24 protein-coding genes are annotated in these 23,902 nt (G+C 46.2%); 10 read left to right on the forward strand and 14 right to left on the reverse strand.

The annotated features are described in order from the left end of the window. Nucleotides 1-26 precede the first annotated feature (26 nt). A complete protein-coding gene (locus tag AC6R0R_RS01085; RefSeq protein WP_500625374.1) occupies nucleotides 27-1,064 on the forward strand; it encodes a LacI family DNA-binding transcriptional regulator in 1,038 nt (345 codons plus the stop codon). Nucleotides 1,065-1,082: 18 nt separating this feature from the next. Continuing rightward, nucleotides 1,083-2,783, forward strand: coding sequence for a glycoside hydrolase family 13 protein (locus AC6R0R_RS01090; protein ID WP_500625375.1), 1,701 nt, complete (start codon nucleotides 1,083-1,085; stop codon nucleotides 2,781-2,783). A gap of 79 nt (nucleotides 2,784-2,862) precedes the next feature. On the opposite strand, the gene AC6R0R_RS01095 is transcribed toward AC6R0R_RS01090, so the two are convergent. The 3 genes from AC6R0R_RS01095 to AC6R0R_RS01105 all read right to left on the reverse strand — a co-directional run bounded on the left by AC6R0R_RS01095 (nucleotide 2,863) and on the right by AC6R0R_RS01105 (nucleotide 6,709). Beyond that, the gene (locus tag AC6R0R_RS01095) at nucleotides 2,863-4,572 is read right to left on the reverse strand and encodes a pseudouridine synthase (RefSeq protein ID WP_500625376.1); all 1,710 of its coding nucleotides are present in this window, start codon (nucleotides 4,570-4,572) and stop codon (nucleotides 2,863-2,865) included. Between the two features lie 73 nt (nucleotides 4,573-4,645). Next, nucleotides 4,646-5,494: an S-formylglutathione hydrolase gene (gene fghA / locus AC6R0R_RS01100; protein WP_500625377.1), complete on the reverse strand. Its 849-nt coding sequence runs from the start codon at nucleotides 5,492-5,494 to the stop codon at nucleotides 4,646-4,648. 66 nt (nucleotides 5,495-5,560) lie between these two features. Further along, nucleotides 5,561-6,709, reverse strand: coding sequence for an S-(hydroxymethyl)glutathione dehydrogenase/class III alcohol dehydrogenase (locus AC6R0R_RS01105; RefSeq protein WP_500625378.1), 1,149 nt, complete (start codon nucleotides 6,707-6,709; stop codon nucleotides 5,561-5,563). Nucleotides 6,710-6,888: 179 nt separating this feature from the next. On the opposite strand from AC6R0R_RS01105, the gene AC6R0R_RS01110 reads away from it, so the two are divergent. Further along, nucleotides 6,889-7,779 carry a LysR family transcriptional regulator gene (locus tag AC6R0R_RS01110; protein WP_500625379.1) on the forward strand — a complete coding sequence of 297 codons (891 nt, stop codon included), beginning with the start codon at nucleotides 6,889-6,891 and terminating at the stop codon, nucleotides 7,777-7,779. Here the strand turns inward: AC6R0R_RS01110 and AC6R0R_RS01115 are convergent, their stop codons facing one another. Beyond that, a complete protein-coding gene (locus AC6R0R_RS01115; protein ID WP_500625380.1) occupies nucleotides 7,780-8,550 on the reverse strand; it encodes a siderophore-interacting protein in 771 nt (256 codons plus the stop codon). Nucleotides 8,551-8,722: 172 nt separating this feature from the next. Further along, nucleotides 8,723-9,307: a LysE family translocator gene (locus tag AC6R0R_RS01120; protein ID WP_500625381.1), complete on the reverse strand. Its 585-nt coding sequence runs from the start codon at nucleotides 9,305-9,307 to the stop codon at nucleotides 8,723-8,725. 106 nt (nucleotides 9,308-9,413) lie between these two features. On the opposite strand from AC6R0R_RS01120, the gene AC6R0R_RS01125 reads away from it, so the two are divergent. The 6 genes from AC6R0R_RS01125 (at nucleotide 9,414) to AC6R0R_RS01150 (ending at nucleotide 16,188) form a co-directional block, all read left to right on the forward strand. Then, nucleotides 9,414-9,854 carry an Lrp/AsnC family transcriptional regulator gene (locus AC6R0R_RS01125; RefSeq protein ID WP_487903489.1) on the forward strand — a complete coding sequence of 147 codons (441 nt, stop codon included), beginning with the start codon at nucleotides 9,414-9,416 and terminating at the stop codon, nucleotides 9,852-9,854. A gap of 206 nt (nucleotides 9,855-10,060) precedes the next feature. Further along, on the forward strand, nucleotides 10,061-11,038 hold the full coding sequence (locus tag AC6R0R_RS01130; RefSeq protein ID WP_500625382.1) for a porin: 978 nt from the start codon (nucleotides 10,061-10,063) through the stop codon (nucleotides 11,036-11,038). 456 nt (nucleotides 11,039-11,494) lie between these two features. After that, on the forward strand, nucleotides 11,495-12,538 hold the full coding sequence (locus tag AC6R0R_RS01135; RefSeq protein WP_500625383.1) for a GMP reductase: 1,044 nt from the start codon (nucleotides 11,495-11,497) through the stop codon (nucleotides 12,536-12,538). Nucleotides 12,539-12,682: 144 nt separating this feature from the next. Next, on the forward strand, nucleotides 12,683-13,303 hold the full coding sequence (locus AC6R0R_RS01140; RefSeq protein ID WP_032480133.1) for a TnsA endonuclease N-terminal domain-containing protein: 621 nt from the start codon (nucleotides 12,683-12,685) through the stop codon (nucleotides 13,301-13,303). Nucleotides 13,304-13,305: 2 nt separating this feature from the next. Then, on the forward strand, nucleotides 13,306-15,186 hold the full coding sequence (locus AC6R0R_RS01145) for a TnsB C-terminal domain-containing protein (protein ID WP_500625384.1): 1,881 nt from the start codon (nucleotides 13,306-13,308) through the stop codon (nucleotides 15,184-15,186). Between the two features lie 21 nt (nucleotides 15,187-15,207). Next, entirely contained in the window at nucleotides 15,208-16,188 is a 981-nt protein-coding gene (locus tag AC6R0R_RS01150; RefSeq protein WP_032480131.1) for a TniB family NTP-binding protein, read from the forward strand. Nucleotides 16,189-16,386: 198 nt separating this feature from the next. Here the strand turns inward: AC6R0R_RS01150 and AC6R0R_RS01155 are convergent, their stop codons facing one another. The 6 genes from AC6R0R_RS01155 to AC6R0R_RS01180 all read right to left on the reverse strand — a co-directional run bounded on the left by AC6R0R_RS01155 (nucleotide 16,387) and on the right by AC6R0R_RS01180 (nucleotide 20,520). Then, nucleotides 16,387-17,043 carry a QnrS family quinolone resistance pentapeptide repeat protein gene (locus AC6R0R_RS01155; RefSeq protein ID WP_500625385.1) on the reverse strand — a complete coding sequence of 219 codons (657 nt, stop codon included), beginning with the start codon at nucleotides 17,041-17,043 and terminating at the stop codon, nucleotides 16,387-16,389. 406 nt (nucleotides 17,044-17,449) lie between these two features. After that, entirely contained in the window at nucleotides 17,450-17,848 is a 399-nt protein-coding gene (locus AC6R0R_RS01160) for an AbrB/MazE/SpoVT family DNA-binding domain-containing protein (RefSeq protein ID WP_500625386.1), read from the reverse strand. 239 nt (nucleotides 17,849-18,087) lie between these two features. Continuing rightward, nucleotides 18,088-18,375, reverse strand: coding sequence for a hypothetical protein (locus tag AC6R0R_RS01165; RefSeq protein ID WP_500625387.1), 288 nt, complete (start codon nucleotides 18,373-18,375; stop codon nucleotides 18,088-18,090). Nucleotides 18,376-18,594: 219 nt separating this feature from the next. Further along, a complete protein-coding gene (locus AC6R0R_RS01170; protein ID WP_500625388.1) occupies nucleotides 18,595-19,326 on the reverse strand; it encodes a DEAD/DEAH box helicase in 732 nt (243 codons plus the stop codon). A 412-nt stretch (nucleotides 19,327-19,738) separates the two neighbouring features. Continuing rightward, the gene (locus AC6R0R_RS01175) at nucleotides 19,739-19,978 is read right to left on the reverse strand and encodes a DEAD/DEAH box helicase family protein (protein WP_500625389.1); all 240 of its coding nucleotides are present in this window, start codon (nucleotides 19,976-19,978) and stop codon (nucleotides 19,739-19,741) included. Continuing rightward, the gene (locus AC6R0R_RS01180; RefSeq protein ID WP_500625390.1) at nucleotides 19,972-20,520 is read right to left on the reverse strand and encodes a VspR family transcription factor; all 549 of its coding nucleotides are present in this window, start codon (nucleotides 20,518-20,520) and stop codon (nucleotides 19,972-19,974) included. The genes AC6R0R_RS01175 and AC6R0R_RS01180 overlap by 7 nt, the downstream gene beginning before the upstream one ends. A 93-nt stretch (nucleotides 20,521-20,613) precedes the next feature. Between AC6R0R_RS01180 and AC6R0R_RS01185 the strand changes: the two genes are divergently transcribed. Beyond that, complete coding sequence (locus AC6R0R_RS01185; protein WP_032480064.1) at nucleotides 20,614-20,820, forward strand: helix-turn-helix domain-containing protein; 207 nt, start codon at nucleotides 20,614-20,616, stop codon at nucleotides 20,818-20,820. A gap of 555 nt (nucleotides 20,821-21,375) precedes the next feature. Here AC6R0R_RS01185 and cas6f read toward each other — a convergent pair. The 3 genes from cas6f to AC6R0R_RS01200 all read right to left on the reverse strand — a co-directional run. Further along, a complete protein-coding gene (cas6f, locus tag AC6R0R_RS01190; RefSeq protein WP_500625391.1) occupies nucleotides 21,376-21,975 on the reverse strand; it encodes a type I-F CRISPR-associated endoribonuclease Cas6/Csy4 in 600 nt (199 codons plus the stop codon). A 2-nt stretch (nucleotides 21,976-21,977) separates the two neighbouring features. Then, on the reverse strand, nucleotides 21,978-23,036 hold the full coding sequence (gene csy3, locus AC6R0R_RS01195; protein WP_500625392.1) for a type I-F CRISPR-associated protein Csy3: 1,059 nt from the start codon (nucleotides 23,034-23,036) through the stop codon (nucleotides 21,978-21,980). Further along, nucleotides 23,008-23,902, reverse strand: an 895-nt coding sequence (locus AC6R0R_RS01200) for a type I-F CRISPR-associated protein Csy2 (protein WP_500625393.1), incomplete at its 5' end; no start/stop codon positions are given. The genes csy3 and AC6R0R_RS01200, both read right to left, overlap by 29 nt.

Below are 23,902 nucleotides of genomic sequence, written 5' to 3' on the forward strand. Positions count from 1 at the left end.
GGAGTCAGTGAAGGAGTGGTAGTGCGATGAGCAGTGAAAGGCGAAAACCGACGTTGAAAACCGTGGCGGCCCATCTTGGGGTCTCGACCGCGACGGTGTCGAACGCTTTCAATCGTCCCAACCAACTCTCCCAGTCTCTGCGTGAGAAAATTTTGGCGGAGTGTGAAACGCTTGGTTACACGGGGCCAAGCATTACGGCGCGCAGTTTAAGAACGGGGAAAACGGGCGTGATTGGTGTATTGCTGGCAGACAGCCTGGCGTACAATTTTACCGATCCGGTGGCGACCGAATTTCTCGCGGGAATATCAAAAACCTTGGACGCAGCACACGTCAATATGCTGCTGCTGCCCTCCAATCACGAGAACTACCAAAATACGCAGGTGGAAACCATTCCGGATAGCTTTATCGTCTATGGTAAGCCGATGGACCCGAGCGTGATCAATCTGATTTTGCGTCAACACAAGCCGGTGGTGTCGGTGGATTTCTCTCTTCCTGATATTCCTTCCGTGAACGTAGATAACTTCACCGCGTGCTATGAGATTGCTAAACACGCCATTCGTAGCCCGGATGACAATGTGTTGATTCTCGGCCTGCGTCTAGAGCCATCGACCTCCATGTCACTGGCGAACCTGAGCTCACTGTATACCAGTGAAGAGTCCGTCTCGCGTTGCCGATTTGAAGGTTATAAAAAAGCTTTGGCAGAAAGCGGGATTGATTTGGCCTACGAGAACGTCTGGCAGATTCACGACCTTGACGAAACCAGCCTGAAAACCATGCTGCGCGGCGCGTTGGCCAACCCGAAAAAAGTCGATGTGCTGCTCTGTATGAGTGACAAAATCGCGCTTGCCGCGCTGGATGTGGCCAATGAACTTAGTCTTTCTATGCCCGATACACTGCGCGTTGTCGGCTTTGATGGCATTCCGAAAGCGGCGCAAGCGGGCCTGACAACGATTGCTCAACCGATTATGAAAAAGGGCCAAGTGGCGGCGCAAATGGCGCTTGGACACATCCCCTACGAAACTGTCCAATTGGACACAGAGCTGGTGGTTCGCACCAGCAGTTAACTTGCTAAGGAGTCTCCCATGACGACGGGACAACTGGAAAAACGCTGGTGGCACGATGCTGTGGTGTACCAAATCTACCCAAGAAGCTTTAATGATTCTAATGGGGACGGGATTGGTGATATTCCGGGCATCATCGACAAACTGGATTACATTCAAGAGCTCGGAGCCAATGTGATTTGGCTCAGTCCTGTTTACAAGTCACCGATGGATGACAACGGTTACGACATTTCAGACTATCAGCAGATCGCACCAGAATTTGGCACCATGGCGGACATGGACAGGCTGTTGGCAGAAGCGGACAAACGCGGCATCAAGATTGTGATGGATCTGGTGGTGAACCATACCTCTGATGAACATCCCTGGTTTATTGAATCTAAAAGCAGCAAGGATAACCCTAAGCGCGATTGGTACATCTGGAAAGATCCCAAACCCGATGGCAGTGAACCCAACAACTGGGAGTCTTTCTTTAAGCCCAAAGCGTGGACACTGGATGAGAATACTGGCCAGTATTACTTGCACCTGTTTAGCAACCGCCAGCCGGATCTCAACTGGGCTAATCCAGAAGTGCGTGAAGCCGTGTATGAGATGATGCATTTTTGGCTCAAAAAGGGGCTTGGCGGGTTTCGCATGGATGTGATCAACATGATTGGTAAGCCATCTGATTTTCCCGATGCGACCATTTTTGATGCCGGTGTCGCAGGCTGGGAACATTGGTCCAATAACCTGTTGGTGCACCAGTACTTACGTGAAATGCATGAGAAGGTACTTCAGCATTACGATGTGTTGACGGTAGGCGAAACGCCCTTCACGACGACCTTAGATGGCCGCTACTATTCGCACCCTGATCGCAAAGAGATCAGCATGATTTTCCAATTTGAGCACGTCAGCATTGATCGCGAAGAGCATAACGCAGTGAAAAAGCCGTTCGATCTGGTGCAGTACAAGGAGATCATGACACGTTGGCAAGACGATTTGTACCAAAAAGGCTGGAACAGCGTCTATTGGAGCAATCATGATCAGCCGCGTACCGTCTCTCGCTACGGTTGTGATTCGCCGCAATATCGAGTCATCAGTGCGAAAATGCTCGGTACGGTGCTGCACATGATGAGCGGCACGCCCTACATCTATCAAGGCGAAGAAATTGGCATGACCAACAAGCACTTTGCCAGTATCGAGGAGTTCAACGATTTGATGGCTAAGTTCCATTATCAAAAAATGATGGAGCGTGGCATGACCGAGGAAGACGCATTGGCGTTTCTCAACGACTTCTCACGCGACCATGCCCGAGTGCCAGTGCAGTGGGAAGACGCGCCCAATGCCGGATTCACAACCGGGACACCGTGGTTGCCGGTCAATGACAACTATCCAGAGATCAATGCGGCGCAAGCGGTGCTTGATCCTAACTCGATCTACCATCACTACCGCGCTCTGATTGCGCTGCGTAAAAGTGAAGAGTTTGGTGATGTGGTGGTGTATGGCCGTCACACACTGCTCGACCCGCAAGACAGTGAAGTGTACGCCTATGTGAGGCAAGATGAGCAAAGCGGTCGCGCGCTGTTGGTTGTGGCGAACTTTACTGATCAAACCTTAGAGCGCCGCTATCCGTATCAAGCCAAACAAGTGTTGATCAACAACTATCCGCAAGCGGAATTTAACCTTGATGGATTAACCTTAGCGCCCTATCAAGCAGTGGTGATGGAGATTACGCCAAGCGTTTAAGTGGGTGTTTCGCGCCCTCATTCTCACTGCCATAGCATGAGTTCATAAGCCGCATAGCATCAACACTATGCGGCTTTTTTTAAAGCTCACACGGCGCTTCGAAGATGAGCGGCTCTTTAGTGTAAGGATGCTCAAACTCCAATCGCTCAGCATGCAAATGTAGGCGATCAGCTTTATGGCCGTAGAGCGCATCACCGACAATCGGGATGGCGAGGCCAAGGTAATGGGCACAGTGAACGCGCAATTGATGGGTGCGTCCTGTTCTTGGGTAAAGCCGTAACTTGCTGCGGCCATCGCGTTGTTCAATCAATTGCCAATGGGTTAACGCCGGTTTGCCGTGTTCAAAGCAAACCAGTTGGCGTGGTCTATCGTCTGGGTCGCCTCGTAGCGGCAGCGAAATCTCCCCTTCATTGCCAGGCACTTGGCCATCGAGTAGCGCGATGTAGCGTTTTTGTACTTGGCGAGAGATAAACTGCTTTTGCAGGCTTTTGTTCGCACGGCGCGTGAGAGCGAACACCAAAAGCCCAGAGGTCGCCATATCTAATCGGTGAATAACAAACGGCCCTTCACACTCAGGGTAGCGCTCAGTCAAACGGGTGTAGGCGGAATCTGTGATGGTTTTGCCCGGGACTGAAAGTAGGCCTGAAGGCTTATTGACCACCACCATGGCGTCATCTTCATAGATAATGTCGAGGGGCAGGTTTTCGGCCCAGTTTTGCTCAAGTGGATTGTCATCCACCTCTAGCCCTTGCAGCATGTGGCCGAGAATCGGTTGACACTTACTATTGCACGATGGATAAAAATGACGATGCTGGCGAATTTCCGATTTGGGTGACACTCCCCACCAAAACTCCGCCATAGCCAGTGGCGTATAACCATGCTGATACGCGTAGTGGAGCAGTTTCGGCGCAGCGCATTCGCCTGCGCCAGCAGGGGGCGTCGGGGTGGTGGTTGGGGCGAAAATCGCATTGAGTGAGCGTGATTCACCGCGTGCATTGAGAAACTGATAGTGGTCAAACAACTTGTGTTGCAGTTGGTTTGAGAGCGTTTTGCGCTTTTGTTTTAACGCATCTAACTGCGCTCGTTGTTCGTCAATGCGTCGCTGCAATGCTGTCGCTTTCTCTTCCCACTCCAGTTTTAGATACTTGAGGCGGTTTTTATCCGCGACACTCTGTTTTGCTAATTCATCGAGGCGCGCTTGCTGCTCAGCGCTGTGTGGCTCGCTTTGTAGGGTTTGACGCTCTGCTTTACGCTCAGCACGGCGCGCGATCATGGTTTGTCTCAGAGCGTGCTCCTTTGTGGCGAACGTTTGATTGAGCGTGGTGAGCGCCTCGATAAGCGGTGTCAGATCGTGGTTTTTCTGCCAAGCGGTGACTTGCGCATTAATGTCGGTGATTTGCGCTAATTCTCGGCGGAAAAAGCTCTCTTCCGCGAGCATGTCAAAGACGGGCGGGACAAAACCGGGCAGAAGGTTTTGGTCAGCAATTTTGCCTGAAAAAGCAGAAAAGAAACCAATCTCACCTTGCGGTGAGCGCACTAACAGCACTCCAAACATTTTTCCACTTGAGTGTTGCACGGCTGCAGAATCACTCTTCAGAGCGCCGTTTGGCGAAACACCAAAGTCATGCTGCCACTGGGTTTGGCTCATCAAGTGTTGCTGCAACTGCGTAGCTGCTGCCACGCACAGCGGATGCGGCTGGTAGTAAAAGGGGAAGGTGAACTTCTCAGGTAGTGTGCGGGTATCTATCGCTGGTTCAAAGCGAGTAAACAGCGAGTCCGGTTGGTGCATGGCTGGCATTCATTCTTGATTCAATCTGGCGCCGATTGTACCGAATTAGCGTTTGAATGCCAGCGAGAGCGTGTTACGCGTCAATCAAAGCGAGGTGTTTGGCGTGAAACTCGAGATGATCATCAATAAAGCTCGAGATGAAGAAGTAGCTGTGGTCATAGCCACTTTGCATGCGCAGTTCCAAATGGCTGTCATGGGCTTTTGCCGCGGCAAACAGCATCTCTGGTTTGAGTTGATCGTTTAAAAAGTTGTCCGCATCACCTTGGTCGACAAGGATAGGCAAAGGTGATGGCCCACATTTCAATAGCTCACACGCATCGTATGGCTTCCATGTTTCGACATCTGAACCGAGATACGCCTGAAACGCTTTTTGTCCCCAAGGGACATGAATCGGATGACAAATCGGACTAAAAGCGGAAATCGACTGGTACAGATGCGGATTTTTCAGGCCAATCGTCAACGCGCCGTGTCCGCCCATGCTGTGGCCAGAGATGGAGCGCAGCGAGGAGATAGGGAAGTGCGATTCAATCAGGGTCGGCAACTCTTCGGTGATGTAGCTGTACATCTGATAGTGCTTTTTCCAAGGTGGCTGTGTGGCGTTGAGGTAGAATCCGGCGCCTTTGCCTAGGTCGTACTCCGGGTCATCGGCGACCTCGTCACCTCTCGGGCTGGTATCGGGTGCGATGATTGCTAGGCCAAGTTCGGCCGCTTTTTTGAACGCACCAGCTTTTTGCATGAAGTTTTCGTCAGTACAGGTGAGGCCAGATAGCCAATACAAAGCGGGGACAGGCGAGGTGGCACTGGCATTGGGCGGCAAAAACAGCGCAAAACGCATGGTGCAGTTTAGCACCTCAGAGTCATGGCTATATTGCTTGTGCCAGCCTTGGGCCACTTTGGCTTGCGATAGGTTAGTTAAGGTCATCGTGTGCTCCTAACGTTGGCTGCCGCCACAGTGTGACGGCAGACGAATGATGAGTGTGCGGGCGGGTTATTTGTCCATGTGGATGACAGAGCGAATGCTCTTACCTTCATGCATCAGATCAAACGCGTGGTTGACCTCATCCAGGCCCATGGTGTGCGTGATGAACTCTTGCAAGCCAAATTCACCCGCTAGGTAGCGCTCAACAATGTCGGGCAGCTCAGAACGGCCTTTAACGCCGCCAAAGGCACTGCCGCGCCATACACGACCTGTCACCAATTGGAATGGACGGGTTGAGATCTCTTGGCCTGCACCAGCCACACCAATGATCACTGACTCGCCCCAACCTTTGTGGCAACACTCGAGCGCAGAGCGCATCACATTGACGTTACCAATGCACTCAAAAGAGAAATCGACACCGCCGTCCGTCATTTCGACGATCACTTCCTGAATGGGGCGATCAAAGGATTGTGGATTGATGACATCGGTCGCACCCAGTTGCTTGGCCAAATCAAATTTGCTCTCGTTGATGTCGATACCAATGATACGACCCGCACCCGCCATACGTGCACCGATGATCGCCGATAGACCAATACCACCGAGGCCAAAAATCGCAACGGTATCGCCTTTTTGTACTTTCGCCGTGTTTAAGACCGCGCCCATACCAGTGGTGACGCCACAGCCGAGCAAGCACACCTCTTCAAGCGGCGCTTCTTTGTTGACTTTCGCCAGTGAAATCTCTGGAAGCACAGTGTATTCAGAGAAGGTTGAGCAGCCCATGTAGTGGAAAATAGGCTGGCCATCTTTGTAAAAGCGCGTGGTGCCATCAGGCATCAACCCTTTGCCTTGTGTTTCACGTACCGCTTGGCACAAGTTGGTTTTACCCGAGGTACAGAACTTACACTCACCACATTCTGCGGTGTAGAGTGGAATGACGTGATCGCCGACGGAAACACTCGTTACGCCTTCGCCAACCATTTCGACAATGCCGCCGCCTTCATGACCGAGAATCGCGGGGAATACCCCCTCTGGATCGTCACCTGAGAGCGTGTAAGCATCGGTGTGGCATACGCCCGTCGCCACGATACGCACCAACACTTCGCCTTTTTTCGGCAGTTGGACATCCACTTCTTCCATTTTCAGTGGCTCGCCAGCCGCCCAAGCCACAGCGGCTTTAGACTTAATGAATTCCTGACCGGGTTTAATATCAAGTGCCATCGGGTATTCCTCTTTTTTAGCAGTGGGCAGACGCTCTAAGCCTAGCAACAATAGCGAAAGCTGCAGCGTCCTATTTCATTACTACCTTATACTGTTTCGCTTTTGTTGATAATGAGGTGGATTTGCAAATGATTTTTACGTATATGTAATAATTGGCGAATTCAAATGAGGAGAGAGTCATGGCGAATTGGGAAGGGGTGAACGAGTTTGTCGCAGTGGGTCATCATCAATCGTTTACTGTCGCGGCCAAAAAATTGAATACCTCTGTGGCGCAAGTCAGCCGTAAGGTCGCTGCGCTTGAAGAGCGGCTAGCGGTTAAACTGCTTAACCGCACAACGCGTAAAGTCTCGCTCACCGAAGCGGGTCAAGTGTACTTTCAGCGCTGCAAACATCTGGTCGAAGGGCTTGAATTGGCAGAGCTCTCTGTGACACAAATGCAATCGAGCCCAAAAGGCATGGTGAAAATCACTGCGCCAGTGGCCTATGGCGAGTCGCATGTCGCGCCGATCCTTAATGAGTTTTTGGAGCACTATCCGCAAGTGGATCTGGACTTAAATCTCACCAATCAAACGTTGGATTTGATTGAATCAGGTGTTGATATCGCCGTGCGCCTTGGCCGCTTACAAGACACCAGTTTGATTGCAAAGCGGCTGTCATCTCGGCAAATTCACGTCTGTGCTTCACCGGCTTATTTGGCGCGCTATGGCGAGCCGCATACCTTGTCTGAACTGGTGAATCACAGTTGCTTGGTTGGGTCACTGGATCATTGGCGGTTTGTCGAAGGGACGCGAGAGCGAGCGATTAAAGTTTCGGGTCGCGTACGCTGTAACTCTGGTTTTGCGCTGCGCAGCGCGGCAAAGCGCGGCCTTGGTTTGATTCAACTGCCCGACTACTACGTCAAACAGGATTTAGAATCGGGCCAATTGACCGAAGTACTCACCGATTACCGCGTTGACCGAGAAGGCATTTGGGCGCTGTATCCCCACAATCGAAATTTGTCGCACAAGGTTCGCCTTGTGATTGATTTTCTGGCAGAGAGGCTCGCACAGCGCGAGCCGGTTAGTGAGTAACTAGGCGAGGCTATCGGCGTCTTGCTTTTTAATTTGCTTGTGGCCATCTTCTGAGACACCTTGCTTCCAATAACTGCTGATGTAGATGAAGTCGCGGTCCACCTCTTTCTCATTTCTAAAATACTGGCGCAGTTGGCGCATCGAATCAAACTCACAGGCACACCAAATGGACGCTTGACCTGCCAACCAAGGTTGCGCTTTGACATGCTCCGCCAAAGGTTTGTCTTCGGTGACCCAAAGTACATTAAAGTGACTGGGTATCGTTAAGGCTTGTTTATCTTGCTCGGATTGAACCTGAATCACCGCATAACCGCGTGCGTCTTCAGGCAGTTGTTTGATTTTGGCCGACAGAGCAGGGAGCGCAGTCATATCGGCGACCATAAAAAACCAGTCGGCATCTGTGTTGATGGGCGCAATGGTGCCAGGGCCGGCAATTGAGATGGTATCGCCCACCTGAGCGGACATCGCCCAACGCGCCGCAAAGCCGCAACTTAAGTCGCGGGTTTCGTGACGAACAAAATCCACCTCAAGAGTGCGTGCGGCCGAGTCAAAGTGTCGAATGGTGTAGGTACGCATGATGGGGCGCTGACCTTCTTGTTGTGAAGTGAGATCGGTGCCACCTTCTGCGTTAAACAGTAGTTTAATGTAACCGCCATCGCAGTCATGGGGAAAGTCACTTAAGGCGTCGCCGTGCAATACGATGCGCTGCATATTGGGTGTGATGGTCTCTGTTGATACAACAGTAAGCAGTTTTGGTGAAGGCTTCTTCATAATGAGGACTCTTACAATCAGGTTGAGCTCGACAGTCGTTGTCGATAATTATTCTTTTTCGCATTTAAGATTAACAGCTCAACCTCGTTAATGTCAGTTCCTTTAACTAAATTTACATTCGAAAGGTGTAAATTAACCAAAAGCACATCCGCACCAACAGCGTTGAGGTGAATCACAGCATCGGTAAGGTAGAGGCGACCAACAGCAGTGCCATCGTGACGTTAAACACGCGCACGCGAGTGGTGCTGGTTAACCAGCGTTGCATCTCTTTGCCTGCCAATACCCAAAAGGAGCAAGAGGGGAAATTCACGAGCATAAATGCGCTGGAGATCACCAACAGTTCCCATACACCTCCTCCATTACTATAGAGCGTGACCGCCGTCAGTGCCATTGACCAGCCTTTGGGATTGACCCACTGAAACCCGGCGGCATTAAGAAAAGTCAGCGGTTTATACGCCTCCTGACTGGAGACTTGTCCGCTCAATGCAATTTTTACCGCGAGGTAACCAAGGTAGAGTAAGCTGAGCCACTTTAACCCTTGATGAAGCGCTGGATAGGTGATGAAAACTTGCGTCAACCCGAGCCCAACTAGTAGCACCATAAACGCAAAGCCTAACACCACACCAGCGATGTGCGGCAGCGTTCTTAGATAGCCGACGTTGGCGCCACTGGTCATTAACATGACGTTGTTGGGCCCCGGGGTAAAGGTAGAAACGAACGCGAACAGAGTCAGCGCAATCACTTGATCCAGTAACATGATGCAATCCTTAATCGAGAAATGAATCCTTATCGTATGTTGTCGTACGAGCAATTGTGTGTTTTTATTTGTGTAAATTCGCCACCAAAAGACATGAATTATCAAGATGGATAAATACGACGACAGGATATTGCGTGAGTTAAAAAATGACGGAAGAATATCCAATGTAGAGCTATCTGAGCGAATTGGGCTCTCAGCCTCAGCAACCTTGCGACGTGTGCAAGAGTTGGAAAAAAGAGGGGTGATCAAAGGGTATCGCGCGGTGCTCGATAATGGGCAGTTGGGTGTTGGCTTTGTCGCCTACGTGTCGATTGGGCTAGCCAGTCATCGCAAGCAAGCCCAGTTGGAATTTGAAGATCATGTCAGGTTTGTTGATGAAGTGGTGGAGTGCCACAACATCACAGGATCGAACGAATATCTGCTTAGAGTCGAGACGAAAGATCTGCCCAGTTACAAAAAATTTCACGCGGATGTGCTGGGTGAGTGCCGACAAGTCAATTCCATATCCACCATGGTGGTGATGGACTCTCCTAAAGATGAACGATAGCGGCTATTTTTTAATCTAAGTCTGCGTTTTTCTATTCAATCTAAATTAATTGACTGATTTTAAATAAGGTTTTGTCATCATCATTACATAAAACTGCCACCAAAGTGTCATCAACGAGCCATGAAACCTTCATAGAGTCTGACTAACTTAGTCGCCATTGAATTGGTTTGAGCAATGAAGCTCTTTGATTAAAAAAGGTAAGTAAGATGAATAAAGCAGTTCTAGCATCAGCTGTGTTGGCGGTTCTCACTTCAGGTTCCGCATTGGCGGCAACAGTTTACAAAGCTGACGGTACTGAATTCAAAGTGGGTGGTCGTGTTGAGTTTCGTGGTGATTTCATTGGTAACGAGGACGGTGAAGAGATTCCAGGTACTATGGAAGATTCTTCACGTGCTCGCCTTAATCTTAAAGGTAAAAGTGAAATTCAAGACGGTATGACGGCGTTTGCTGTCTACGAAGCAGAACAAAAAGTAGATTCTGACTTCAAAAATCGCTACATGTACGCTGGTGTCGACTTTGATGGGCAAGCTTTCTCCGTTGGTAAGCAAGACATGGCATCAGTCATCGTATCTGATATGACCGATATCACTGAGTTTTCTGGCGTACAACAAGCGATTGATGCGTCTAGTGATAAAGCGAGCAGTGTGATCGCCTACCGTGGTGGCTTTGATTCACTACAACTTGAAGTTACCTACCAAGCGAACAGCGAAAAAGACGCAGACGGCTACAGCCTTGCAGGTTTTTATTCTGCACCTATGGGGCTAGATATCGGTTTAGCGTATTCAGCGGCGGAAAGCGGCAATTTAGATGATTCGCAAGTGCTTGCTGGTTTGGGTTACACCTTAGATAACCTGTACTTAGCGGGCACCTACTCAAAAGGTGACAACGAAATTGAGGAAGGTGCTGGCTCTGAATTCACGGCCTACGAACTCGCGGCGCAATACAAGTTTACCAAGCAATTCTCAGCGGCGGTTCTGTACACTTATCAAGAGAACGAAGCGTCTGACGGTACAAAAGCCGACGCGACCGATGGCGTAGAAATTGCGGGCTACTACAAATTTAACAGCAACTTCCGCACTTACGTTTCTTACTTCATCAATGGCATCAGCGAAGAGAAAAACGCAGAAGGTCTAGTTACCGCGGGTGAAGATACACTTCGTCTAGGCGCGCGTTACGATTTCTAATCACAAAACAACGTCAGTTTTGTCTACCCATTTGGTCAAGCTTCGTGCTTGGCCATTTTTTTTGCCTGAAATTTGAGCGGAAAACGCCGTCTGTTTTGAATACCCGTCGCTCAGGGTGTGAGTGGATAAGGTGAAATAACCCAGATGAGTGCGCTGGAAATGAGCGAGCGATAAAAGCAAACGTTTGGCTGGGTGTCGGTAACTGTCTGACTAATAATGAAAAGTTAAGAAGAAATTTAAAGGGTAGGGAATTTAGGTATGCGACTTAACCGAACTGTATCACAAAAAATCTAACAATATCAGTCTTGCAGGAAACAAATCACAACCTATAATGCTGAAAACCGGAGCGTCTGCCAACGCTCCGGTTTTTTTGTGTCCGAAACTCAGTCACGCTTCTGCCAAAGCGTACCGAAAACGCACCGACACTCCGATTTGAAGAGAAAGGAATGGTAATCCATGCGTATCGAACAAGAACTTAAGTTAGGCTTTAAAGATGTCCTGTTTCGCCCGAAACGTTCTACCCTAAAAAGTCGTTCTCAAGTAAATTTAACCCGCGATTTTACATTCAAGCATAGTGGCCGTCAATGGTCCGGCGTGCCTGTGATCGCTGCCAACATGGACTCTGTCGGCAGCTTTGAAATGGCAACCGCACTTGCTGAGCACGGCGTGATGACGGCAATGCACAAGCACTACTCTGTTGAGCAGTGGGCTGAGTTTGTCGCCAATGCCACACCAGAAACGCTCAATAAAGTGTTTGTTTCAACGGGTACTTCACAGCGTGATTTCGAAAAGACACAGCAAATTCTCGCCCTCAGCGATGACTTGGAATTTATCTGTATTGACATCGCAAATGGCTACTCTGAGCATTTGGTGGAGTTTGTCCAGCAAGTGCGCCAAGCATTCCCAACGAAGACCATCTCTGCGGGTAACGTCGTTACAGGCGACATGTGTGAAGAGTTGATTCTAGCCGGTGCCGACATCGTCAAAGTGGGTATTGGCCCGGGTTCGGTGTGTACTACTCGCGTGAAAACGGGGGTGGGTTACCCGCAGCTTTCCGCCATCATCGAATGTGCGGATGCAGCGCACGGCCTTGGCGGCATGATCATCGGTGACGGTGGCTGTTCTTGCGCCGGTGACGTAGCCAAAGCGTTCGGTGGTGGTGCGGATTTTGTCATGCTTGGCGGCATGCTCGCGGGTCATGAAGAATCAGGCGGTGAGCTGGTAGAAAAAGACGGCAAAACCTTCATGAAGTTCTACGGCATGTCTTCTCAGTCGGCTATGGACAAGCACTCTGGTGGTGTGGCTAAGTACCGCGCAGCCGAAGGAAAAACCGTACTTCTTCCATTCCGTGGCAGTGTTCACGGCACTATCTCAGACATCCTGGGTGGTGTGCGCTCAACGTGTACCTATGTAGGCGCAGCAAAGCTTAAAGAGTTAACGAAACGCACGACGTTTATTCGTGTACAAGAACAAGAAAACAACGTATTCGGCAAAGAGTGATTTAAGCACTTTGGAGTAGTGTGTAAAAACAACCATACATTGATTTTACGAAACCATACCGTGACATAAAAACAACCATACCTTGAAATAGCTTACAAAGTGTACAACACTTGAGTAAGTTTACTACAGGTATGGTTGTTTACTATGAAAAAACGAATTCTTAGAAACTCGTCAGTAAAAAACATCTCACGTTTTGTCAGCCTCAAAACTGACTCCATTCATACAGTCGAGTCCGACTTAGAGTTTGATGCCTGTTTTCACTTTGAATTTTCAGCACAGATTTTAACTTTTGAAGCTCAACCCATTGGTTTCGAGTATCATCTCGATGGTAAGCGACGTAAGTATACACCTGACTTTTTAGTAACTTACTATGACTCTTACCAACCATTTTATGAGATAAAACCAAAGCGCATTGCGGAAACTGAAGAGTTCAAGGAAACTTTTTCCGCGAAAAAAGAACAAGCGCTTAGTATGGGGAATGACCTACGAGTTCTAACTGAGGACGATATTCAAATATACCCGTTGCTCGATAACTTGAAGATCATCCATCGGTATGCCTGCGATGATCGTCTTAATTCACTCCAGCGCCAGATACTGAGCTTATTCAGGAAATATGGAGAGTTACGAATAGAGCAAATCGTTCAATACTCTTCAGTTCATTCTTCTAGATCATTACCAGCTCTTTATGACCTGATTGCCAGACAACTTTTGAAAATCGATATGCATCAGCCGATTAATTGGCAAACTCCGATTTGGAGCGCATAGATATGAATGATGAAGACACAGAGCGATTTGGTGAGCTGTTTCCAAGCTCAAGTTCTGGCGTGCAATCAAAGCCTAAGGAAACGTTATCGCTTCCTCTTTGGGAAGACGTCGATTTGGTTTTCAAGGACGTTTTTGGTGTTAGTGAAGAGCGAAGAGACGAAGCTATCCATAGATACAACGTTCTTGAACTTCTTATTGAGCGATATGGAAATAATTTTTCAAAAAAGGAAATAGATGAAGCATTGCCAACTTTAGAAGAAAAGTTCGGTTCAAGCACGCCTTCTGCAATCACCATTTATCGGTACTGGAGAGCCTTTAAAAAATCTGATTTTCAGTTGTCATCACTTATCCCTAAAATCACGGCAGGGAACACAGGCTACAACTTGCCTGAAGAACTCGAGCCATTAGTTCAAGAAGCGATAAAAGACTACTTTTCAGTTGAAAAGCAAACTGCGGCGTCGGCATACATCACACTTGAAACTGAAGTTTCTAGGTACAACGAAATGCATGACACTCAGTATAGTTTGTTTTCAATACAATCATTTAGGAAGCGACTGAGAAAGCACTCTGAGTACGAAAAAATTCTACTTAGAAAGGGAAAAAGTGCTGCCGACTCGACTTTTAGGAAAGTAGGCCAACGACCGGCAACAACACGTGCATTGGAACGCGTAGAGGCAGATCATACTAGACTTGATTTATTTGTTATTGATGAACGCCATGGCATACCGTTGGGCAGACCTTGGCTTACGCTTTTATACGATACACACACTAAGAGCATCATAGGCTTCTATTTGGGATTCGAGCCACCGAGCTATCTTTCAGTTTCATTGGCACTAGAAAATGCCATTTTGCCCAAAGATTACGTCAAAGATTTATATCCCTCGGTAGAGGGGAGATGGCCTTGTTATGGTTTGCCGGAACATTTGATTGTTGATAATGGTGCTGAGTTTAACAGTAGAGATTTCAAAATTGCGTGCAAAGCGCTGAAAGTAAAGGTGAAGAAAAACCCGACCAAAAAGCCTTGGCTCAAGGGATCAGTAGAGCGTTACTTTCGCACAATCAATAATCGACTACTCTCTAGGATACCCGGAAAGAGCTTTACTAACGTATTCGAGAGGAAAGACTACGACCCGCTTGAAAATGCTGTAATTGACAGTTTACTTCTTCAAGAAATGATTCATATCTGGATAGTTGATATCTATCAGAATGGGAAAAATGGGCTTGAAAACAATATCCCAAATTTAAGCTGGATCGATGCTGTCAATTCTTCTGTTCCCCCTCGACCTTTTAACGGCACAAGAGAAGAATTAAAGTTCAATCTCGGAAAAAACCATCAAGTCACTCTTGACAAAAATGGGGTTAGACTTGGCACGACAATACGCTACTCTAGTGCCCGTCTAGCGCGCTATTTCGGTAGCCAAACGTGTAGCAGTAGAAAAAGTGTAAAAGTACACATTAAATATGACCCCAGTTGTCTCGGAAGGATCTATGTACTTGATGAAATAAAGGAAGAGTTCTTCGCGGTTGAAGCGGTCGACGCTGACTATGCCTATTCTGTTTCAGAATGGCTTCACAAAACCTGCTGTAACTACGCAAGACGGCACATTAGGAAAAATTACAATCACAAAGATGTCGTTAAAGCGTGGCAAAAAATCCTCTGTATTATCGATGATGCAATTGAAAAAACAGGGCGGAGCAAAAAGCGAAACTCTTTAGGCATAACTACAACGGCTAGAGTACAACGAGTGAAAGAACATTCAGAAAGAGCAACTTTTGAAACGAAGAAACAACAGACGGATGTTAATGCCAAGGCTACCTCAGATCTTGATGATGAGTTCGATTGGGATATTGAAGTCAATACTAGGGGTTGGTCAATAGAGTGAGTTGTCATTGAGGTAATTGATATGGAGCGTCAACAAGTTGAAACAACTGCTGATAAAGTCAAACAGATCTTTATCCAAAACCCCAAAATTACCGACATCATTGACGATATTTCAGATTGTCGAGAGTTCAGTGACGGTATCCATGAGCCAGACTGTATGATTGTCGTAGGAGACACGGGCGCTGGTAAAACAACGTTAATTAATAAATACTTAGCTAAAAACCCTCGATCTGAGACAAACGACGGCTCTATCATACCTATTTTGTCCACATCACTTCCTCCTAATGCCACCCCAATAACAGCTTCCGAACAATTGTTATCCGATCTTGGAGATCCACTAGCTTTTTCAAGAGGGAATGACCCTGTCAAAATTGCCAAAGAAATGAGTGATTTAATGAAGTTGTGTGGAGTAGAGTTAATCATTATTGATGAATTTCAACACATGATTGATAGGAAAAACAAACAAATCTTACATAGTGCAGCTGATTGGTTGAAAATGCTCATCGTTCGTTCGAAGATTCCAGTGGTACTGTTTGGCATGCCTTACTCAGTGTTGATTTTGGAGGCAAATAATCAATTGGCGGGCCGCTTTGAGCTACAACATACACTAGAGCCTTTTCGATTGAACAATAAAGAAAATCGCACTCTATATAAGACCTTTCTTACAATGCTTGATGAGGCTCTTCCGTTTCATGAATCTTCAGCTCTGGCATCACCTGATATGATGAAACGTATATACGCCTTCTCTCAAGGCAATTTGCGACGCATAAGAAAGCTAATTAATAGGTCGAGCCGTCTCGCATTACGAGATAACTCAAATAAGATTTTACTCGAGCATTTTGCCAAAGCGGCTCCAAAAGTTAGTAAGGCTGCATGCGAAAAACAAAACCCTTTTCGGGTAAACGTGAACGAGCTAAGGATTAAACAGCCGCCTAAAGACATCGGATGGGAGAACTACCTTAACCAGCAAGAAAAGGACATCTCTCCTAGAGACATTTTTTGAAGTGCTTTGTTTCCCCTTGCGCGATAGCTCACGTCAGCAAAAACATGTTTATCCAGAAGATGTCATTACTGAAGACTGAGGGAGAAGTTGCAAGTTTTTGGACAAGAATGAGCTAGAAGTATTGCTCTAGCTCTGGTGATTTGAATTAGAAAATGTATTAATGTTGTGTATAGTTTATCAGCAGGTATTCGTAAGCATCTAGTCAGGAAAAACAACAATACCCAACGCTTCGAGAAGCAGTTCTTGTTGCCAGCTGGCAATTTTGATACCTGATGTATCGACTTTTCGAGGATCTAAACCGTCGAGTTCGGCGTGGCATAAATTAGCACCCTGTAGGCTAAACTGTCCCCAGACATCTTCAGAAAAAACACCTCGACTTAAGTCTGACTCTTTCAGTGATGCGCCCGCGAGGTGAGTCCCTATCCAGCGATTTTCAAACAGCTCACATTTTTCTAAACAGACCCGCTCCATATTGGCATAAGACAGGTTACATCCAGTAATAAAGGCTGAGCAAAAGTACATACGATTACTCACTTGATTGGCAAAGTTTGCTCGGGAAAAGTTGGCCCCTTTTAAATCACACTCACGTAACTCAATACCGTAACAATTGGCGTTACTAAAGTTTGCCATCGCAAGCTGGCATTGTTGGAAACTTGCATCGCGAAGGTCTGCGACATCAAAATGGCAACCTTCGATATCACCCTGTTCAATGAACTTGCAGTTAATAAATGTCGCATCACGCAAGTTAGCACGTCGAAAATCGCATCGGATAAAGGTGCAAGCAGTGAAAGTAATATCACTTAGATCTTGATGTGAAAAACTGTGGTGTCGATATGTGTGACGGTAGGTTTCCATGTTTACTCCTATGATGAACTGGACGCAACACTACCATCAAAGCCACATCACATCACCAAAATAAAAACACTAAAAATCAAGATCTTAAAAACCCTCATTTTGCCTATTTTAAGGGGGTAAAATAGCGCTCTGAGCCTCTATGTTAACGTTCAAAGTACGCGGCACCATTGAAAAAAGTTATCCGCTTAAAAAGCCACAGAGAAAAGGAACCCAATAGATTACTGATGTCCGCCATTAGGTAAAGTAACCTTAAATGGAAGCCTGCAATTTGAAGTAGATACAAGGTCTAAGAAGGAATGGGGCAGAACTGTGTCGACGACTTTGCTAATTTAGTAAATTATGAATCAATTCACAAACTTCCTGTTTAAGCTTACGCTTAGTTCCGAGATCCGGCGTTTGGGCAGAGTTACTCATTTTCAACACCTCTTGCTTTGGCAATCAAGTCAAAGCCATGCTCTATGCCATGCAGTACGTCCCGCAGATGACACTTATGTGGTGAGTTTAAGTTTGCAATGACTCGGCCAATTTCATTGCCCAAATCGCAAAGTTCAATATCACCATCTGGAAGGCAATCAAGCGCTGACTTGAGGTTTGAAAGAAAAATCTCTGGGTTCACTAGACCTGAACTGGAATTATCGAAAACCTCATTTCGGTCAGCCATGAAATCATCTGTAACCCGTTCTACCTCATCGGCGAAAGACAGCCAATCAGATTTTGGTTCGGCCTTGGCGAGCAAGTCATTGTGAGCATTATAAGAAGTCATCCCTTCTAACAGTTCTTTTTCGGTCAATTTTTTCTTGCTCATCGCATACAACCTGACAGGAGATTCATATTAGTTGCAGTATAGCAAAATCAGCTAGGCTGCCGTTAGAACAAACGCGCTGAAACAAACTTTGGCACAGTTTTGAGTTCATCAGGCAACTTGCGTTTCGCAATCTGCGTATTAACAGTGAAAGACGCTTTGAGGCAATACCAGCGAATCGGCAGCCAACATGTGGACTGATAGAAGAAAGCCCCGCACTAGCGAGGCCCAATGACATATATTTACTTGTAGTACTGGTGACGCCTTTTTGATTTATGCTTCCAGCACTTAGCAACATTGTAAACATATGCCGGATAGTCATCCCAAGGGTTAGCTAGTGATTTTCCTCTAGCAGGTCGCAGTTTAAGCGGGTACTCACTGTATTCAACTTTGTGGAGGAAAAAATAGCTCTTCTCCTGCTTGGTTGAAAAATGTTTGTGGGTGCCACTACGTACTCTGGGATACACATCCCATAGATAATCTCCATGCGCCACATTCCCACAACGATACTGTTGTTTTAGCTTTTTCATTTACCCTCCAGGTTTGCATTACCTAGAAGGGATCCTCAGCGTAATAGTTCATTACATTCCTATGTCACAGATGGTCATATAAAATTAGTATAGCAATCTAGACCTTGGAGCCGTCTGTGATCTGGTGAAACTATGGGGCAAAACTGCAAACTAGTTGGAATGGTTACTCGAAACCGCTTTGACAACAAAGCGGCACAGGAACGGACAAGCGTGGGTGGACTACGCATATCTAAAAGCTTCAATTACCCTTTGTTTGAAGTGGTTTAATGTGATGTCGGTGTTATTGTGAGTGTTTGAATTGACAGCAGCCACTTCAGATTGATTACTTGTCCAGAGTAGCTTTTGAGTGAACATTGTGGGTGTATCCTGAATTGAAAAAGGGGGATTTGCCTCACGTGATAGGACGTCGATTTCGTCAGTATGCTCTTGATTGATCTTGATATACCTACAAGTCTCAGGAATGTCATTTTCGATTTCCTCCGCAAATCGGTTCAGGCTTGGTTCTGCGAATGTATAAAACCAGGCCTCTTGATTTGGACATGTGGTCGTTCGAAGGATACGCCCTAGAATTTGTCTGAAATAAAGTTCCGTTTTCACGTTGCTTAGATGGCAACATACCTGAAGGCGCGGTATATCAGTGCCTTCGCTCACCATCCCAACACTCACAATCCATTCAGTACTACTTATTCTAAATTGGTTAATTAAATCTTGAGCATTTTGTTCTCTGTAGGTGACTATACTTGTTGACTGATTGAAATCCTCTCTGAGGATACTATCTATGTATCTTGCGTGTTCTACAGATGAAGCGACGATGAGACCGCCGGCTTTTTTGTTGGCGCTTCTGATTTTTTGTAACCGACTAACGGCTTCACTCAGAATATGAGCAAGAGCATCATCATTTTGTATTATCATAGAATAGCTGACTTTGCCTTTTTCAATTAGCTCGCTCATTGAGCGATAGCTATCCTTTGTTCCTGGACTTGAGACGACTGAGTGATGACAATCAACAAGAACAATTTTCGGTCGGCGACACACTCTATCCTTTATGGCCTGAGCGAGTGAATATTGATAGTCACAGACTATCTGACCTTCAGGATTGGTATATGAGGCTAGGGTAACTGGTGTGAGATTGGATCTCCATGGTGTGCCCGTCAATGCCAATGTATATCGAGCCGCACTTTGTACGTCAGTAAGAATACTGTTACCCCAAGCGTTCGCATTTGTTTCGCTATCGCCACTGCAATGATGTATTTCATCAAAGATACAAAGAACTCGATATCGCGACAGAGTTACCCAAAACTTAGGGCTTAAATGGCGTAATGATTGGTATGTAATAGAGCACCCAACCGTCCCAATTTTTCCATCAAATGTACACGACAGCACGCGTGAAAAGAGAACGCTGGATGCTATCAGCGACGCTTTTTGACGGTGAAAAGCAAATAACAAAATCGATCAATTTTGAGTCAAACATCTTTTTTGATAGACTGGCGGCCATGAACGTTTTTCCGGCGCCCGGTGTTGCCTGTGTCAGAAAGTGTTGCTTCCCTCCTAAGTAAGTCTCGAGAGCTAAATTTATACACTCGTTTTGCCAACGCCTTAGCATGTGGCGTCCTTGTTTTCTTGAATGACACGAAGTGCATCACTCCAGACATTTAATTTTGCTAGTAGCAACGCCGATTTTCTTGTTGTGCTTAAATAGGAGGGTTTAAGTAGGTGCGATAACTCTTCTGAACGATTCATCAGCTTTTTGTATTCATCAATTTCAGCGAGCGTAACCGTGAGTTCTGCTTCAATGTCGTGTTTTTCTTTCTCAAGCGTCGTACCCACTGCGCTTTGGTCTGTTGTCACTCGCTGTGTAGGTTGACTCTTAGTCGAACGTTTATCTACAAGCTCAAATTCTGTTTCATGAAACAGTGTTGTTTTAGAAAACACTTTACTACGCCCACTCCCTTTACTACTCATCAATCCCAATTTTTCTAGTAAATGCAACTGCCTCGAGACATATAGGCGGGCATTATTACTATTTCCAAAACGGCTAGATTTAGCTTGAATGCTGTTCCTTACTTCGATCACACTGAAGTGATTCAAAGAAGATTGAGAAAGAGTTTGGTAGATCTCTCGGTTAATTCGATGCTTTTTGTTCATTGGTCACATTCAAAGTGATTTTTTTGCGGATTATAGTCCGTGGTAATGTTTGCATCAAGCGTAGATAGTTTTTCATTTTGTGATTCGATTTAAATGAAAGACTTAGCGAAACGGTTTGGCACCAACCTACGCAATAAACGCCGAGAGAAAGGTGTGTCCCAGGATCACCTAGCTTTGCAAGCGAACATAGACAGAAGTTATGTTGGGCGAATTGAACGAGGAGAAGTAAACATCACACTCGAAAAAGCCTATCAATTAGCGCATGTACTTGAGTGTGATGTTAGAGAGCTTCTTCCGTAGTTATCTACTTATTCAGCAGTAAAGTGCTCTTGTACTCGAATGAAGGTGGTTCGTTTGTTATCAGCTACTTTGCAGTAGTAATGAGGATTATAGTCCTCTTTGAGGGGTAAAACAAACAGCCGATCGGCTGTTTGGAAAGTAACGGTGTTGATCTTGTGGATGCGCTCTGCCTACTCAGCAGTTCACAGCTATGGAGACAACAACTACATCTATAAGTAATTGTCAGCTACCTACTCGGCAGTTCACTCGAACCCCTCTTTGTCGCAGAGTGCGCGTTGATTATCAGCTACCTACTCGGCAGTTCACATAGCCTTTGAGTTGGCCAAAACGGTTTTTCAATTATCAGCTACCTATTCGGCAGTTCACGTAGAAGGTTCTCTCCACGTTGCACGTTCTATATTATCAGCTACCTATTCGGCAGTTCACCGTTACCACTTAAAGCTTAGCTCATTATTTTCAACTAGTTAGATGCTAAGAAGTGTTTTTACCCTTTTTCTTACAGTATATTAAAACACTAATGATTTCATATGGTTGTAACAAGCCAGAAAATAAGGGTCAGATTAAGGGTACAGGTTGAAACGAGTTTTCTGAATTTGATAAGCCATAGCTACTAAAAATCGAGTTCCCCTCACGGTGTTGATCCGAGATCATCCTGATATTGAGTCGAAAGTTGCGGTTCGTCTGTTTGCTGGACTCCCCAAGTGAGTGGTAGTGCGCTATTGCAGTATGCCCTTTTTGAGCAAAAGATGATGGGTCAAATTGCTCGCCTCTAGACAGAGCACGTTTCTCAAGGCGTCTGATTTTCCTTGCCTGCCCAGCTGCTGTGAGCTTATCTATATATTGACAGCGTCTAAAGGAAACGTAAGTACAATCTTCTGGGACGAGAACAGTGTTGGATATATGAAAATATTGAAGTTGTTCCATTTGGACGAAATAGTGTTGTTTAAGCAGTAAGTCGAGTTCTATTTTGTTCTTGCTGACAAATGAAATCTTCTTTCCAACCGTTGCTTCACACCAAAGCGGAAATGAAACGCCGATATTTCGTGTCTCATACTGATAGTTAAATCCATGCAGAACGCGAAGACACTTTGCAGCCAGTGACTCGTTGTTGCACAACTCTGGCAGAAAGGTGATTGTTTTATAATACCATTTCACAGTCAGTCTCCTTTATGCTGGAACATCCCACCCTTAATCAGGTTAGCCATTAAAAAGTGCATGTCGTTGATAGTTTCTTGAGCGGGAGATTTGTTGGCGCTCAACACTTCAATATAGTGCTCTGCTTGTTGTAATATCGAAAAAAAATCTTTTCCGGTAGACGGATGACGGTAGCAAGTGACATCTTCGCGATGAACCCCAAACCGTCCGACCCTTAGTGGCTCAGTGGCTTCAGGATACCAGTCGTCAATGGTTGCAATAGCTGCTCCCGTTTTAAAGGCACCTAGTATTGGCGTTCGTTCACCATCAATAGTTGTACTCTGAAAAACTCGACTGTTTTGAGATTTAGATTTACTTTTACTGCCATTTTCTTTTTCTGTGAATACTTGGCTTGGCCGCACTATAGCATTGGTTGGCAAGTGCAAGGTGGCCTTGACTTCAAATATTGCCAGCCCATTAGTACTAGAAAATGCGGTTTTTATCATTTCAACTATAGCAGACCAATTTTTATGATTTTCAAAGTCTTGCCGTGATATGTAGTTGGTACGAATATCTTCAAATTTAACTGTTTCCCTGTTCCATGGCCAAGGCGTAAGTTCGATGTTCCAGCAATAAGCTTTGCGCGTATTTTTCCACAGCCACGTGCCGTCGCATATATTGATCAAGTATCGGGTCGCTAGCTCAGCCCAGCCGATTTTCGTTTCGTAGAGCTCGACTAATTGCACTAGCGTTTGTTTAACGTTGCTTGAGTTACACTTATATGGTTGACGTAGTTCAGAAGAAAACGAGACGGAGAAACTGCATTCAATATGACTCGCACCATATGGAACGTGGCAGAAATCAACTTTATGAGGGTTCCCTTGAGCTAACGCCTCAGCGGTGGCACTTTTTATTGGTTGACCTGAGACATCATAGGCTAATGATGCCGCTTCCATTTGCCCGATCAGAGTACGAGAATTGTAGGTTAAAGGTGTTTTTCTATCATCGGGCCAGACGACAAAAAAACAGACATCTGATGGGTCGATAGAGCGCTCATAGGCTAGATTTGTCGGTAGTTTCATCGTTGATACTCCTTGGCTGTACCACTAGGTAATTTTGATGGTTATTTAGTGACCAAAAGATTGTGTTGGCATCGGTCGCTGAATCAAAGGTGATTGAGTTGATAAGGCCAATAATGCACTCGGCGAAAGCGTGTTTGTAACCTCTGAGGGAGTTTGGTTTATCTTTGGGCTCTTCTAACAAGTGGTAACCGACGCAGCTTGCCATGAGCTGATGGTCCTCTGTCATGGCTGCTAATAGATCACCTAGATTATTGTTTGACTGTGCGTAAAGTGACAACCACTTACCAGCTTCTATTGGCAGAGATTCGATCGCTGATTCTAATGTGGAGAAGGAGTTGATATGTTTAAAGTCATCAATTGCAATTTTTGCTGAACCTCGAGCCAATCGCTTTGGTAGTGATGTAACTAACGTATCTTGGTCAATATGTTGAGCAAAGTTGGTGTTCAAAATAAGGCTAAATACGACATCACACTGCCAGTTATCCCGGGTCGCGGGAGCGGATATAGTCCCGTTGCCTTTTTCCACAAACTCTAGTGTCAAACCTCGCTTTTCGACATGTAGTTGATGGACGCATATCGCAAAGGATTCAACACGAAACGATGAGGTGGTGCGATTTATATTCCGTTCAAATGCGTGAACGAAGCCAAAGAAAGCGGTAAGTGATGGAACCCCCACCGTTACAGGGGAGCTTAAAGCTGTTGCGCCACAAACCCTGATATTCGGTAGGACTAAAAACGATCCATTAGTGTGTTGCTCACCATTATTGATTGAACTTGATAACTCTCGTTTCAAAAGCTCAAGAAAGAGTTTGGTCATCGCTGGATCGTAAGCAAAACCCTTGGTGGCTCCAAGGCAAGATAAGTCA

It is taken from the genome of Vibrio sp. R12-SW3-ISO1 (assembly GCF_059834005.1).

Bases quoted from the DNA above. Each gene is read 5' to 3' on its own strand.
- AC6R0R_RS01170 (WP_500625388.1), bottom strand. From the start codon at position 19,326: ATGAGCGAGCTAATTGAAAAAGGCAAAGTCAGCTATTCTATGATAATA.
- AC6R0R_RS01160 (WP_500625386.1), bottom strand. From the start codon at position 17,848: ATGAGCAAGAAAAAATTGACCGAAAAAGAACTGTTAGAAGGGATGACT.
- AC6R0R_RS01105 (WP_500625378.1), bottom strand. From the start codon at position 6,709: ATGGCACTTGATATTAAACCCGGTCAGGAATTCATTAAGTCTAAAGCC.
- AC6R0R_RS01090 (WP_500625375.1), top strand. From the start codon at position 1,083: ATGACGACGGGACAACTGGAAAAACGCTGGTGGCACGATGCTGTGGTG.
- AC6R0R_RS01110 (WP_500625379.1), top strand. From the start codon at position 6,889: ATGGCGAATTGGGAAGGGGTGAACGAGTTTGTCGCAGTGGGTCATCAT.
- AC6R0R_RS01115 (WP_500625380.1), bottom strand. From the start codon at position 8,550: ATGAAGAAGCCTTCACCAAAACTGCTTACTGTTGTATCAACAGAGACC.
- AC6R0R_RS01135 (WP_500625383.1), top strand. From the start codon at position 11,495: ATGCGTATCGAACAAGAACTTAAGTTAGGCTTTAAAGATGTCCTGTTT.
- AC6R0R_RS01095 (WP_500625376.1), bottom strand. From the start codon at position 4,572: ATGCACCAACCGGACTCGCTGTTTACTCGCTTTGAACCAGCGATAGAT.
- AC6R0R_RS01155 (WP_500625385.1), bottom strand. From the start codon at position 17,043: ATGGAAACCTACCGTCACACATATCGACACCACAGTTTTTCACATCAA.
- AC6R0R_RS01085 (WP_500625374.1), top strand. From the start codon at position 27: ATGAGCAGTGAAAGGCGAAAACCGACGTTGAAAACCGTGGCGGCCCAT.
- AC6R0R_RS01175 (WP_500625389.1), bottom strand. From the start codon at position 19,978: ATGCTAAGGCGTTGGCAAAACGAGTGTATAAATTTAGCTCTCGAGACT.
- AC6R0R_RS01125 (WP_487903489.1), top strand. From the start codon at position 9,414: ATGGATAAATACGACGACAGGATATTGCGTGAGTTAAAAAATGACGGA.
- AC6R0R_RS01145 (WP_500625384.1), top strand. From the start codon at position 13,306: ATGAATGATGAAGACACAGAGCGATTTGGTGAGCTGTTTCCAAGCTCA.
- AC6R0R_RS01120 (WP_500625381.1), bottom strand. From the start codon at position 9,307: ATGTTACTGGATCAAGTGATTGCGCTGACTCTGTTCGCGTTCGTTTCT.
- AC6R0R_RS01165 (WP_500625387.1), bottom strand. From the start codon at position 18,375: ATGAAAAAGCTAAAACAACAGTATCGTTGTGGGAATGTGGCGCATGGA.
- fghA (WP_500625377.1), bottom strand. From the start codon at position 5,494: ATGACCTTAACTAACCTATCGCAAGCCAAAGTGGCCCAAGGCTGGCAC.
- AC6R0R_RS01180 (WP_500625390.1), bottom strand. From the start codon at position 20,520: ATGAACAAAAAGCATCGAATTAACCGAGAGATCTACCAAACTCTTTCT.
- AC6R0R_RS01185 (WP_032480064.1), top strand. From the start codon at position 20,614: ATGAAAGACTTAGCGAAACGGTTTGGCACCAACCTACGCAATAAACGC.
- AC6R0R_RS01130 (WP_500625382.1), top strand. From the start codon at position 10,061: ATGAATAAAGCAGTTCTAGCATCAGCTGTGTTGGCGGTTCTCACTTCA.
- AC6R0R_RS01140 (WP_032480133.1), top strand. From the start codon at position 12,683: ATGAAAAAACGAATTCTTAGAAACTCGTCAGTAAAAAACATCTCACGT.
- csy3 (WP_500625392.1), bottom strand. From the start codon at position 23,036: ATGAAACTACCGACAAATCTAGCCTATGAGCGCTCTATCGACCCATCA.
- AC6R0R_RS01150 (WP_032480131.1), top strand. From the start codon at position 15,208: ATGGAGCGTCAACAAGTTGAAACAACTGCTGATAAAGTCAAACAGATC.